Origin of the sequence: Sabulicella glaciei (genome assembly GCF_026183895.1) — a bacterium.
Taxonomy (GTDB): domain Bacteria; phylum Pseudomonadota; class Alphaproteobacteria; order Acetobacterales; family Acetobacteraceae; genus Roseococcus; species Roseococcus glaciei.
Map to the genome: position 1 here is coordinate 111,369 of NZ_JAPFQI010000004.1, position 12,866 is coordinate 124,234.

Sequence of the window (12,866 nt, forward strand, 5' to 3'; positions counted from 1 at the left end):
TGGTCAGAACGACGCGGTAGAGTAGGATTGCAGCGGCGCTACATCAAGGGTTTGCGCGCGCAGCGCCGCGATCGCTCCCACCGCGGCCCGGGCCCCGGCCATGGTGGTGTAGTGCGGCACCCCCTGGGTCAGGGCCGAGCGGCGGATGTCGAAGCTGTCCGAGACGCTCTGCCCGCCGCCCGAGGTGTTGATGACCAGCTGGATCTCGCCGGACTTGATGGCGTCCACGCAATGCGGGCGGCCTTCCAGCACCTTGTTGACGAGGCCAGGCTCCAGCCCCGCCTCCCGCAGCCGCGCGGCGGTTCCGCGCGTGGCCAGGATGCGGAAGCCCAGCTCCGACAGGCGTCGGGCGATGCCGACCGCCGCCGCCTTGTCCGACTCCCGCACCGAGATGAAGGCGGTCCCGCCCTCGGGCAGCTTCACGCCCGCGCCCATCTGCGACTTCAGGAAGGCGCGCTCGAAGGAGGTGTCGAGGCCCATGACCTCGCCGGTGCTCTTCATCTCGGGCCCGAGCAGGACGTCCACGCCCGGGAACCGGTTGAAGGGGAAGACGGCCTCCTTCACCGCGACGTGGCGGGACACCGCGTCGTCATCCAGCCGGAACTCGGTCAGCAGCGCGCCCGCCATGACCCGGGCGCCGATCTTCGCCACCGGCACGCCCGTCGCCTTGGCGACAAAGGGCACGGTGCGGGAGGCACGGGGATTCACCTCCAGGACGAAGATCTCGCCGCTCTTCACCGCGAACTGCACGTTCATCAGCCCCTGCACCTTCAGCGAGCGGGCCATGGCGTCGGTCTGCAGCTTGAGCTCAGTCACCAGCGTCGGCGCGAGGGAGTAGGGCGGCAGGGAGCAGGCGCTGTCACCCGAATGGATGCCCGCCTCCTCAATGTGCTCCATCACCCCGGCGACGTAGACATTGCCCGCCCGGTCGGCGATGCAGTCCACGTCGACCTCTATCGCGTCCTGGAGGTACTGGTCGATCAGGATGGGGTTCTCGCCGGAAACGCGCACCGCCTCGGCGCCGAAGCGGCGAAGCTGCTCCGCGTTGTGGGCGATCTCCATCGCGCGCCCGCCCAGCACGTAGGAGGGGCGGACGACGACCGGGTAGCCGATGCGCTCCGCCTCTTTAAGCGCCTCGTCGAGGTTGCGGGCGATGCCATTCTGCGGCTGCTTCAGGCCGAGGCCCTTCAGCAACTGCTGGAAGCGCTCGCGGTCCTCGGCGATGTCGATGGCCTCGGCGCTGGTGCCAAGGATGGGGATGCCCGCCTTGTCCAGCGCCTGGGAGAGCTTGAGCGGCGTCTGGCCGCCGTACTGGACGATGCAGCCCAGCACCTCGCCACGCTCCTGTTCCTTGCGGATCAGGGCGATGACGTCCTCGGGCGTCAGCGGCTCGAAATACAGGCGGTCCGCGGTGTCGTAGTCGGTGGAAACGGTCTCGGGGTTGCAGTTGACCATGATGGTCTCGATGCCCGCGACGCCGCCATGCTTCTCGGACAGGGCATAGCAGGCATGGACGCAGCAATAGTCGAACTCGATGCCCTGGCCGATGCGGTTCGGCCCGCCGCCGAGGATGACGACCTTCTTGCTGTCGGTCGGGCGGCTCTCGCAGTGCGGGGTGCCGAAGCCGCCCTCGAAGGTCGAGTACATGTAAGGCGTGTCAGAGGCGAACTCGGCGGCGCAGGTGTCGATCCGCTTGAACACCGGATGCACGCCCAGCTTGTCGCGCGCGGCGAAGACTTCCGCCTCTCCCTTGCCAGTGACGCGCGCCAGCTGCAGGTCGGAGAAGCCGAGCGCCTTGAGGCGGCGGAAGCCGTGCGCCGTGGTCGGCAGGCCCTTTTCCTTCACCTCGGCCTCGGCGCGGACGATGCGCTCCACCTCCCGGATGAACCAGGGGTCGAACTTGCAGGCGGCGTGGATCTCGTCGACGGAAAGCCCGGCCCGCAGCGCCTGCCCCACGGTCAGGACGCGGTCCGGCCGCGGCGTGGCGAGGGAAGCGATGAAGGCCTGCTTCGCGCCGTCGCCTGGCGGCACCTGCTCATCCAGCCCGGAAAGGCCGGTTTCCAGGGAGCGCAGCCCCTTCTGCAAAGCCTCGGCGAAGGAGCGGCCGATCGCCATCGACTCGCCGACCGACTTCATGGAGGTGGTGAGGGTGGCGGGGGTGCCGGGGAACTTCTCGAAGGTGAAGCGGGGGATCTTCACCACCACGTAGTCGATGGTCGGCTCGAAGGAGGCGGGCGTGACGCGGGTGATGTCGTTCTGAAGCTCGTCGAGCGTGTAGCCGACGGCCAGCTTCGCCGCGACCTTGGCGATGGGGAAGCCGGTGGCCTTGGAAGCGAGGGCGGAGGAACGCGACACGCGCGGGTTCATCTCGATGATGACCATGCGGCCATCCACCGGATTGATCCCGAACTGCACGTTCGACCCGCCCGTGTCCACGCCGATCTCGCGCAAGCAGGCGATGGAGGCGTCGCGCATGCGCTGGTATTCGCGGTCGGTGAGGGTCAGCGCCGGGGCGACGGTCACGCTGTCGCCGGTGTGAACACCCATCGCGTCCAGGTTCTCGATGGAGCAGACGATGATGCAGTTATCCGCCTGGTCGCGGACCACCTCCATCTCGAACTCCTTCCAGCCGAGCACGCTTTCCTCGATCAGCACCTCGGAGGTCATGGAGGCGTCGAGGCCGGCCGCCACGATCTGCTCGAACTCCTCCTTATTGTAGGCGATGCCACCACCCGTGCCGCCCAGGGTGAAGGAGGGGCGGATGACGCAGGGAAGGCCGACCTGGGCAAGGCCCTCGCGCGCCTCCTCCATCGTATGGGCGATGGTGCTGCGCGGGCTCTCGATGCCGATCTTGGTCATCGCGTCGCGGAACTTCTGGCGGTCCTCGGCCTTGTCGATCACCTCGGCCTTGGCGCCGATCAGCTCGCAGCCATGCTTCTCCAGCACGCCCGCATCGGCCAGCTTCAGCGCGGTGTTCAGCGCGGTCTGGCCGCCCATGGTGGGCAGCAGCGCGTCCGGCTTCTCCTTGGCGATGATCTTCTCCACCACCTCGGGCGTGATGGGCTCGATATAGGTCGCGTCCGCCAGGCCGGGGTCGGTCATGATCGTGGCGGGGTTGGAGTTCACCAGGATGACCCGGTACCCCTCCGCCCGCAGCGCCTTGCAGGCCTGGGCGCCCGAATAATCGAATTCGCAGGCCTGGCCGATCACGATCGGGCCGGCGCCGATGATGAGGATGGACTGGATGTCGGTGCGCTTGGGCATGGCAGTCAGCCTTTCTGGGCGCGCTGGGCGCGGAAGAGCAGGAGGGGCAGGAGCAGCGCGTGCGGCACGCCCCAGAAAAGGAGGGCGACGAGGCGGTATTCCCCGTCGAGGCTCAGCAGCGTCACCGCATGCACGGCCACGGAGATGGCGAAGGCCGTGATCGCGGCGCGCATCGGCGCGTAGAGCTTGCGCAGCGCGTGCGCGAGCCAGAACAGCACCAGCGCCGAATAGGCGAGGGCCATGACGGGGACAGCAAAGTTCATGGCCTGGCTTGCCGTCCCTTCCGCCGCTCAGCCCATTGCCGCGAAGCCGCCATCCACCGGGATGGCGGTGCCGGTGACGAAGCCGGCGGCGTCGGAGGCGAGGAAGGCGGCGATGCCGCCGAGGTCGTCCGGCTTGCCCCAGCGGCCCATCGGCGTGCGGGCGGCCTGCCGCTCGTAGAGGCCGGGCACGGTGGCGCGGGCGCCGTCGGTCAGCTCCGTCTCGATCCAGCCGGGCAGCACCGCGTTCACCGTGATGCCCTCCGCCGCCCAGGCCGTGGCCAGCGACTTGGTGTACTGCACCACCGCACCCTTGGAGGCGCCATAGGCCGGCGAGAAGGGCATGCCGAAGATGCTGAGGATCGAGCCGATGTTGATAACCCGCCCGACCCGATGCTGCTTCAGCATCGGATAGGCGCCGCGCGTCATCCGCATCAGCGAGCCGAGATTGGTGTCCAGCACCGTCTCCCAATCGGCGTCGGTCACTTCCTCGGGCCGCTTGCGGATGTTGGTGCCGGCATTGTTCACCAGGATGTCCAGGCGGCCGTGGCGGTTGCGGACCTCGTCCAGCACGCGCTCATGCGCGCCCTTGGCCGTCAGGTCCGCCTCGATCACCAGCGTCTGCCCGGGCAGCTCCTTCGCCGCCGCCTCGTTCTTGGCAGCGTTGCGGCCGGTGATGGCGAGGGCGGCGCCGTTCGCTGCCAGCGCCTTCGCCATGCCGAGGCCGATGCCCCCGTTGCCCCCGGTGACGAGCGCGACGCGCCCCGACAGGTCCCACATCATCCCTTGTTGTCCTCCATCAGCTTCACGAAGCGATGGAAAAGGTAGTGGCTGTCCGAAGGCCCTGGCGAGGCTTCCGGGTGGTATTGCACGGAGAAGGCCGGGCGGTCGGTGGCGGCGATGCCTTCGTTCGATCCGTCGAAGAGGGAGCGGTGCGTGACCTGCACGCCCTGCGGCAGCGATGCCTCGTCCACGGCGAAGCCATGGTTCTGCGAGGTGATCTCCACCTTGCCGGTGCCCAGGTCCTGCACTGGCTGGTTGGCGCCGCGATGGCCGCGATCGAGCTTGTAGGTCTTCGCGCCCAGGGCCAGCGCCAGGAGCTGGTGCCCCAGGCAGATGCCGAAGACCGGCACCTTCTTGTCCAGCACGGCGCGGATCGCGGGCACGGCGTATTCGGCGGTCGCAGCCGGGTCGCCGGGGCCGTTCGACAGGAACACCCCGTCGGGCTCGTGGCGCAGGATGTCCTCCGCTGTCGCGGTGGCGGGCAGCACCGTCACCTCGCAGCCGGCATCGGCGAGGCAGCGAAGGATGTTGCGCTTGGCGCCGTAATCCATGGCGACGACGCGCTTGGTCGGACTTTCCAGCTTGCCGAAGCCGGCACCCCAGGCCCAGCGCGTCTCGTTCCACTTGTAGGCCTGCCGGGCCGTGACCTCCTTGGCGAGGTCCATTCCCTCCAGCCCCGGCCAGGCCTTGGCCTGGGCCACCAGGGCGGGGATGTCGAACCGGCCGTCGGCGGGAAAGGAGATGACGCCGTTGGGCGCGCCGCCGTCGCGGATGCGCGCGGTGAGCGCCCGCGTGTCGAGCCCGCCGATGCCCGGAATGTCGTGGCGCTTCAGCCACTCCTGCAGGTCCATGGTGGCGCGGTAGTTGGAGGGCTCGGTCACGTCCTGCTTGACCACGACGCCGCGCGCGACCGGAGTGGCCGCCTCCATGTCCTCGGGATTGGCGCCCACGTTGCCGATATGCGGGAAGGTGAAGCAGATCACCTGGCCAGCATAGGACGGGTCGGTCAGCGTCTCCTGGTAGCCGGTCAGGCCGGTATTGAAGCAGATTTCCGCGACCTGCGTGCCATGGGCGCCGAAGCCCACGCCCCAGTGGACCATGCCGTCATCCAGCACCAGCACCGCGGTGGCGCTTTGGGGGACTTCATCGGCCATGGGGACTTGTTCCTTCTCTTGCGGGGTGCCGGCGAGGTCTGCCAGGGAAAGCCCCGTGGCGGCCAGGATGGCAGGCCAGTGCTTCGCGGGAATGGAACGGGACTGGCGCCACTTCCGGATGGCTTCGGTACCGACCTGGCAATGGGCGGCGGCGGCCTCGGCCCCACCCAGCAGGGCAAGGATGTCTTCCACGGAGCGCATGGCGGCGGCATAAGGGAAAAGACTTCCCACTGGCAAGTGGAAACCGCGGATGGGAAATTCTTTCCAGTCCGATGCGAAAGGGAAATGAATCATGGAGCTGCGCGAGCGCTTCACCACCGAAATGAAGACGGCGATGCTGGCCAAGGACGCCCCGCGCGTGGCGACGCTGCGCATGATCACGGCCAAGCTGAAGGACGCCGACATCGCGGCCCGCCCCGGCCCGCCGCTCGATGAAGCAGGGATTGTGGGGATGCTGCGGGGCATGGCCAAGAGCCGCCGGGAAAGCGTGGAACTCTACCGCCAGGGCAACCGGCCGGAACTGGCCGAGAAGGAGGAGGCGGAGATCGCGGTGATCGAGGCCTTCCTGCCGCAGCAGATGGACGCGGCGGCGATGGAGGCCGCGGTGCGCGACGCCGTGGCGGAGACTGGCGCCGCCGGTCCCAAGGACATGGGCAAGGTCATGGCCGCGCTGAAGGCGAAGCACGCGGCCAGCCTGGACATGAGCAAGGCCGGGCCGCTGGTGAAGGCCGCGCTGGGCGGCTGAGGGGCGGGACGCGCCCGCCCCGCTTCGTCAGAGATCCTCGGAAAGGACGGTGATCGTGACGTGGTAGGCGACCTCGCCTTCCTCCTCGTCACGGTCCACCGTCCCGATCGTCTCGCCGTCCACCAGCAGCTCCACCGGCCCTCCGCGATTAGCGGCGGCGCGGATGTGGAGGCGCTGGGAGCCCAGCAGCTTGCGGAGATGGGCCTGGACGGCCTGGATTTCGTTCGGCTTCATGGGTCGCTCCTACCCCCTCCGGCGGCTTTGCTCTACCCTTGGCAGCATTCCCATGGCGCTGCCCCCCACCTTTCTTGATGAGCTGCGGCTCCGCACGCCGCTGCCCGGGCTGATCGGGCGGCGCACGCGCCTCACCAAGGCGGGGCGACAATGGAAGGGGTGTTGCCCGTTCCACAACGAAAAGTCGCCCTCCTTCTACGTCTATGACGAGCATTTCCACTGCTTCGGCTGCGGCGCGCATGGCGATGCCTTCGCCTTCCTCATGCGCTCCGAGGGCGCGAGCTTCATGGAGGCGGTGGAGCGCCTCGCCACCGAGGCGGGGATGGAGGTGCCCAAGCCCACCCCCCAGGCCCGGGAGCGGGAGCGGCGCGCCCGCGACCTGCAGGACGTGATGGGGGCCGCCGAGTCCAGCTATGCTCGCCGCCTGCGCCAGCCCGAAGGCGCCGAAGCCCTGTCCTACCTGCGCGGACGCGGCCTGTCCGATGAGACCATCGCCCGCTTCGGCCTGGGCTGGTCCGGCGCCGGGCGCGGCGCCCTGTTGGCCGAGCTGCGGGAGGAGGGGATCGAGGCGCCGCAGCTGGTCGAGGCCGGGTTGATGCAGGCGCGGGAGGAAGGCCGGCTCACCGACCTGTTCTTCAACCGGGTCATGTTCCCGATCCGCGACCGGCGCGGGCGGACCATCTCCTTCGGCGGGCGCATCCTGGGCGACGGCCAGCCCAAATACGTCAACGGGCCGGAAACCTCGCTCTTCTCCAAGCGGCGCTCCCTCTACGCCCTCGACCTGGCGCGGGAGGCGGTGTTCCGCGGCGCGGCGCTCGTGGTGGTCGAGGGCTACATGGACGTGATCGCCCTGCACCAGGCCGGGTTCGGCGGCGCGGTCGCGCCCTTGGGCACCGCACTGACGGCGGAGCAGCTGGCGGAGCTGTGGCGCGTCTCGGCCGAGCCGGTGCTGTGCTTCGACGGCGACGCGGCCGGGGCGCGGGCGGCCGGGCGCGCGGCCGAGGTGGCTCTGCCCCTGCTGACGCCCGAGAAGTCGCTGCGCTTCGCCACCCTGCCAAGCGGCGAGGACCCGGACAGCCTGATCCGCCGCGATGGGCCGCGTGGGATGCAGGCCGTGCTCGACGCGGCGCAGCCGATGGGCGAGGCGCTGTTCGGGCTGATCGCCGGCCCCTCCCTCCCCGAGAAGCCCGAGGCGCGGGCGCTGATCCGGAACCGTCTGATGGCCGCCGCTGGCGCCATCCCGGACAAGGCCCTGTCCGCCGAATACCGTCGCGTCCTGCTGGACCGCTTCTTCGCCCAGTCGCGCCGTCCCGGGCTGAAGGCGCCGCCGCGCCACGCTCGCCCGGTGCCGGACGAAGGAAAGGTGAGGGAAGGGCGGGCCGCCATCCTGCTCGCCCTTTGCCTGCGTCACCCCCATCTCCTGCCCGAGGTGGAGGAGCCCCTGGCCATGTTGGACTTCCCCGAGGGCCGGCTGCGGCAGGCGAGGGATGCCGTGCTCGCGTGGCTCCCTTCGGCGGAACGCCTTGACTCGGCGGAACTTCTTGCCCACCTCGCGAACTCGGACGTGGCGGTGGATGTCCTGCGCCGGCCGGATCTGCCGCCGGGAGCCCAGCCCGATGCGACCCCGGCCGAGGCGCTGGAGGCATTCTGGCAGTTCTTCGGCTTTCTGCGTGGCGAAAGCGAGCTGGTGGAGGATCTCCGGCTCGCCGCGGTGCAGTTGACCGAGACGGCCGATGCCGGGGCGCAAACCCGCGTCATCCGCCTGGCCGCCGCGCTCGACGCGCTGCGCCGGGGCGAGGCGGAAGAGCCGGCGGAGGGGGCCTAGGGCGGACCCCATATTATAGGGGGGCTTTTTTTCGGCCCCCGGACTCGAACGGAGCGTGACGCGCATGGCGAGCAAGACGGCGAATGGCGGCGAGACGGCCGAAGCCCGCGAGGAAGCGGTGGAGGGCGTCCTGCTGGACGTGACCTCGGCGGCGGTCAAGAAGCTGATCGCCCGCGGCAAGGAGCGCGGCTACGTTACAGTGGACGAGGTGAATCAGGCCCTGCCGCAGGAGCAGGTGTCGAGCGAGTTCATCGAGGACACGCTGGCCGCCCTGTCGGAAGCCGGCATCAACGTCGTCGAGAACGAGGAAGCCGAGGAAGGCGAGACCCAGAAGGCCGCCCGCTCGGAGGATGGCGAGGAGAAGGAGGAGGAGGAGTCCGGCGGCAACGTCGACGAGGAAACCCTCGGCCGCACCGATGACCCCGTTCGGATGTACCTGCGCGAGATGGGCTCAGTCGAGCTTCTTTCGCGCGAGGGCGAGATCGCCATCGCCAAGCGCATCGAGGCCGGACGCGACACCATGATCGGCGGGCTCTGCGAGAGCCCCCTGACCTTCAAGGCCATCCTCGCCTGGCATGACGCGCTGAAAGCCGACCCGCCGCGCATGCTGCTGCGCGACGTGATCGACCTCGAGGCCACCAACAACGCCGACAACCCCGAGGGCGCCCCGGCCGAGCCGGAGGAGTTCGAGGAGGGCGAGGAAGGCGAGGGCGTCGGCCTGTCCCTTTCCGCGCTGGAGGAGAAGCTGAAGCCGGAGGCGCTGGCCGCCTTCGACGCGATCCGCGACGCTTATGGCAAGCTGCAGAAGCTCTCCTCGAAGCGCATGGACGCCTACACCTCGGGCGGGGAGCTGGCCGGACGGTCGGAGAAGACCTACGAGAAGTCCCGGCAGGAGCTGGTGGCGCTGGTGGGCAAGGTCCACCTCCACAACAACCGCATCGAGGAACTGGTCGAGCAGCTCAAGGCGCTCAACAAGAAGCTGACCACGCTCGATGGGCAGGTGATGCGCCTCGCCCTCGCCAGCAAGGTGAAGCGCGAGGAGTTCCTGGAGCACTGGATCGGCTCCGAGCTGGACCCGGGTTTCCTGGACCGCGTCGGCAAGATCAAGAACAAGTACTGGCAGGCCTTCGCCGCGAAGTCGCGCGAGCAGCTGGAGGATATCCGCGCCGAGATCGCGCAGGTGGCCACCGCCTCCGGCCTGCCGGTCGGCGAGTTCCGTCGCGTCTACAAGACGGTCGCCGAGGGCGAGCGCGACATGAACCGCGCGAAGAAGGAGATGATCGAGGCCAATCTGCGCCTCGTGATCTCCATCGCCAAGAAATACACCAATCGCGGCCTGCAGTTCCTGGACCTGATCCAGGAGGGCAATATCGGCCTGATGAAGGCGGTGGATAAGTTCGAGTACCGCCGCGGCTACAAGTTCTCCACCTACGCCACCTGGTGGATTCGGCAGGCGATCACCCGCTCCATCGCGGACCAGGCGCGGACCATCCGCATCCCGGTTCACATGATCGAGACGATCAACAAGCTGGTCCGCACCTCGCGCCAGATGCTGCACGAGATCGGCCGCGAGCCGCAGCCGGAGGAACTGGCGGAGAAGCTCGGGATGCCGCTCGAGAAGGTGCGGAAGGTCCTGAAGATCGCCAAGGAGCCGATCTCCCTCGAGACGCCGATCGGCGACGAGGAGGACAGCCACCTCGGCGACTTCATCGAGGACAAGAACGCCGTCATCCCGCTGGACGCCGCCATCCAGGCCAATCTGCGCGAGGCGACGACGCGGGTGCTGGGCTCCCTCACCCCGCGCGAGGAGCGAGTGCTGCGCATGCGCTTCGGCATCGGCATGAACACCGACCACACGCTGGAGGAGGTCGGACAGCAGTTCAACGTGACGCGCGAGCGCATCCGTCAGATCGAGGCCAAGGCGCTGCGCAAGCTGAAGCATCCGAGCCGCAGCCGGAAGCTTCGCTCCTTCCTGGAGCACTGATGTTCCTGGCCGAGCCCGTCACCCGCATCGTGGTGGACGTGACCTTTCTGCGCATGGACCGAGCCCCCCAGGGGCCGGTCCCCGGCCTGCCCGCAGGGGTGACGGTGGAGCGGCGGCGGCCCCGCGCTTCGGTGAAAGAGTATCGCCACCTCTATGACGCGGTGGGGCGCGACTATGTCTGGTGGCTGCGCCGCACCCTGTCGGATGCGGAGCTGGACGTGATTCTGGCCGACCGGCGCATCAGCATCCATGTCGCGCGCGATGCGACGGGGGAGCTGGGCTTCTACGAGCTGGACCGGCGCCCCTGGCCCGCGATCAACCTTGCCTATTTCGGCCTGCTGCCGCGGGCGATCGGGCAAGGGCTGGGCATCGCGCTGCTGCACCATGCGATCCGCGCCGCCTGGGACGAGGGCTGCGCGACCCTGACGGTCAACACCTGCACCGCGGACCACCCGCGCGCCCTGCCGAACTACGAAAAGGCCGGATTCACCCGGCTCCGCACCGTGCGCGAGGAATGGCCGGTGCCGGACCGGCTGGGCCTGCCCATCCCGGAGCACCTCAAGATCTGAGGGCGGAGATCGCCTCCAGCATCGTGCCCTCGGTGAGGAGCTGGGGCAGGATGACGGGTGCGCCGCGCCCGGCCGGATACAGCAGGTAGAGCGGCACGCCGTCGCGGCCATGCGCGCGCAGCAGCGCGGTGATGGCCGGATCGCCCCGCGTCCAGTCCCCCACCAGCACCGCCACGTTCCGCTCGGCCAGGGCGGCGCGCGTCGCCTCCGTGTCGAGGGCGATGCGCTCATTCACCTTGCAGGTGATGCACCAGGCGGCGGTCAGGTTCACGAAGACCGGTCGACCCTCTGCCTGCAGCGCGGCCAGGCGGTCGGGCGACCAGGCCTCGCCGGACAGGGCAGGGCGCGACGCGGCGGCAGGTGAGCCTTCCAGCCCCGGCAGCAGGGCCAGGGCCAGTGCGGCGGCAACGAGCCCAAGCAGGCGGCCCGGCCGTGCCCCGGTGCCGAAGGCCCAGGCGGCCATGGCGACCAGAACACCGCCGGCTAGCGCGACCAGAACCCCGTCCGGACCAGCCTGCTGCGCCAACACCCAGACCAGCCACGCTGCCGCGCCGTACATCGGAAAGGCGAGGACCTGCCGAAGCCGTTCCATCCACGGGCCGGGGCGCGGGAAGCTGCGCGCCAGCGCCGGAAAGGCGGCCAGCGCGGCGTAGGGGAGGGCGAGGCCGAGCCCCATGGCGGCGAAGACCAACAGCGCCCCCCAGCCGGGAAGCAGCAGGGCGGCGCCGATCGCAGTCGCCATGAAGGGCGCCGTGCAGGGCGTCGCCACCACCACGGCGAGGAGGCCGGTGCCGAAGGCGCCGCGCGCGCCGCCCAGCGCCGGGCCACGGATGGCGAAGACACCGGACAGGTTCAGCCCCACCAGCAGCATCACCCAGGCCAAGGCGGCGACGAAAGCCGGATGGGTAAACTGGAAGCCCCAGCCCGCCGCGGCGCCACCGGCCCGCAGCGCCAGCAGCACGCCGCCCAGGGCGACGAAACCCGCCAGCACGCCCAGCACGTAGCCCATGGCGTCGCCGCGCACCGCCCGCGCTTCCGCACCGCCCAGCCGGGCCAGCGCCATCGCCTTCATGGCGAGGACCGGGAAGACGCAGGGCATGAGGTTCAGGATCAGCCCGCCCAGCACCGCCAGCGCCAGAGCCTGCCACAGTCCCGTGCCCTCGGCTGGGACAGTCGGCCCGGGTTCGGCGCGCAGGGTGAAGGAGGCGCGCTGGCCGCCCGCATCCGTCAGCACCAGCACCCCTTCGGCGGCTCCAGGCGAAGCGCCGGGGGCAGGGGTAAGCGCCAGGGTCAGCCTGCCCTCGCGCAGGGCGAGGCGCTGAGGCGAAGCGTTGAGGAAACGCGACTGCTCGAAGGGAAAGAAGGCGGCGCCGCGCACCGCGGCAGGGGTGATCGCCTCGCCCTCGACGGCCAGCACGCCCTCCGGCGAAAGCCGTGCCGAGAAAGGGGAGGGGCGTGGCATCGCTGCCTCGGCCGCCATGAAGCGCGGAAGGCTGGCGGGGGAGGGCGCGGCCTCCACCGGCAGGGTCAGCATGAAGCGCCCTTCCTCTGGGATGCAGACATCGGCGCAGGCCAGCCATGTCGCTTCGGCCTCGATGGTTACCGCCTCGCCCGGGCGGAGCGTCGCGGGGGCGCTGACGGGCAAGGGGAAGCCGACCTCGCCCTTGTATCCGAAATTCATCAGCGGCCCGAAGGGGATGCGCTCTGGCGCGGGGAACTGGAGGTCGCCGGCGGACCAGCCCTCGGGCAGGCGCAGCGTCACCTCGGGCGGGGCGCCGGCATCGCCCGGGTTGGACCAGTAGCTGTGCCAGCCAGGGGCGAGGCGCAGGAACAGCATCAGCCGGAATTCCTCGCCTGGCGCGATGGCGGCGCGGTCGGCGAGCAAGGTCGCCGTCGCGCGCGGCGAGGAAACGGGGGCCGATTCCACGGCGAGCCCGCGCAGGGGCAGCAGGGCCAGGATCAGCAGGAGCAGGAAGCGCGGCATGACAAGGCGATACAAGGATCGGCTGTGGCTTTTATGCAACCCCGCGACCGGTTGCGACGCAGTG

The 12,866-nt window shown here is 69.7% G+C and carries 10 protein-coding genes; 4 read left to right on the forward strand and 6 right to left on the reverse strand.

The window, feature by feature from the left end:
• Nucleotides 1-3: 3 nt before the first annotated feature.
• The 4 genes from carB to carA are packed head-to-tail and all read right to left on the reverse strand — an operon-like array spanning nt 4 to nt 5,662.
• The gene (gene carB, locus OF850_RS08385) at nt 4-3,264 is read right to left on the reverse strand and encodes a carbamoyl-phosphate synthase large subunit (RefSeq protein WP_301589554.1); all 3,261 of its coding nucleotides are present in this window, start codon (nt 3,262-3,264) and stop codon (nt 4-6) included.
• Nucleotides 3,265-3,269: 5 nt separating this feature from the next.
• Entirely contained in the window at nt 3,270-3,527 is a 258-nt protein-coding gene (locus tag OF850_RS08390) for a hypothetical protein (protein WP_301589555.1), read from the reverse strand.
• A gap of 27 nt (nt 3,528-3,554) precedes the next feature.
• Nucleotides 3,555-4,307, reverse strand: a complete 753-nt coding sequence (locus tag OF850_RS08395; protein ID WP_301589556.1) for an SDR family NAD(P)-dependent oxidoreductase — start codon at nt 4,305-4,307, stop codon at nt 3,555-3,557.
• On the reverse strand, nt 4,304-5,662 hold the full coding sequence (carA, locus tag OF850_RS08400) for a glutamine-hydrolyzing carbamoyl-phosphate synthase small subunit (RefSeq protein ID WP_301589558.1): 1,359 nt from the start codon (nt 5,660-5,662) through the stop codon (nt 4,304-4,306). The genes OF850_RS08395 and carA overlap by 4 nt, the downstream gene beginning before the upstream one ends.
• A gap of 91 nt (nt 5,663-5,753) precedes the next feature.
• Here carA and OF850_RS08405 point away from each other — a divergent pair, with 91 nt between their 5' ends.
• The gene (locus OF850_RS08405) at nt 5,754-6,206 is read left to right on the forward strand and encodes a GatB/YqeY domain-containing protein (RefSeq protein ID WP_301589559.1); all 453 of its coding nucleotides are present in this window, start codon (nt 5,754-5,756) and stop codon (nt 6,204-6,206) included.
• Between the two features lie 27 nt (nt 6,207-6,233).
• On the opposite strand, the gene OF850_RS08410 is transcribed toward OF850_RS08405, so the two are convergent.
• Entirely contained in the window at nt 6,234-6,440 is a 207-nt protein-coding gene (locus tag OF850_RS08410) for a DUF3126 family protein (RefSeq protein WP_207538662.1), read from the reverse strand.
• A 52-nt stretch (nt 6,441-6,492) separates the two neighbouring features.
• On the opposite strand from OF850_RS08410, the gene dnaG reads away from it, so the two are divergent.
• From dnaG to OF850_RS08425, 3 genes are all read left to right on the forward strand, one after another.
• Nucleotides 6,493-8,265, forward strand: coding sequence for a DNA primase (dnaG, locus tag OF850_RS08415; RefSeq protein ID WP_301589561.1), 1,773 nt, complete (start codon nt 6,493-6,495; stop codon nt 8,263-8,265).
• A gap of 64 nt (nt 8,266-8,329) precedes the next feature.
• Entirely contained in the window at nt 8,330-10,249 is a 1,920-nt protein-coding gene (gene rpoD / locus OF850_RS08420; protein ID WP_301589562.1) for an RNA polymerase sigma factor RpoD, read from the forward strand.
• Nucleotides 10,249-10,818, forward strand: coding sequence for a GNAT family N-acetyltransferase (locus OF850_RS08425; protein ID WP_301589564.1), 570 nt, complete (start codon nt 10,249-10,251; stop codon nt 10,816-10,818). The genes rpoD and OF850_RS08425 overlap by 1 nt, the downstream gene beginning before the upstream one ends.
• On the opposite strand, the gene OF850_RS08430 is transcribed toward OF850_RS08425, so the two are convergent.
• A complete protein-coding gene (locus OF850_RS08430) occupies nt 10,808-12,802 on the reverse strand; it encodes a protein-disulfide reductase DsbD family protein (RefSeq protein ID WP_301589567.1) in 1,995 nt (664 codons plus the stop codon). The genes OF850_RS08425 and OF850_RS08430 overlap by 11 nt on opposite strands.
• Nucleotides 12,803-12,866: the final 64 nt, after the last annotated feature.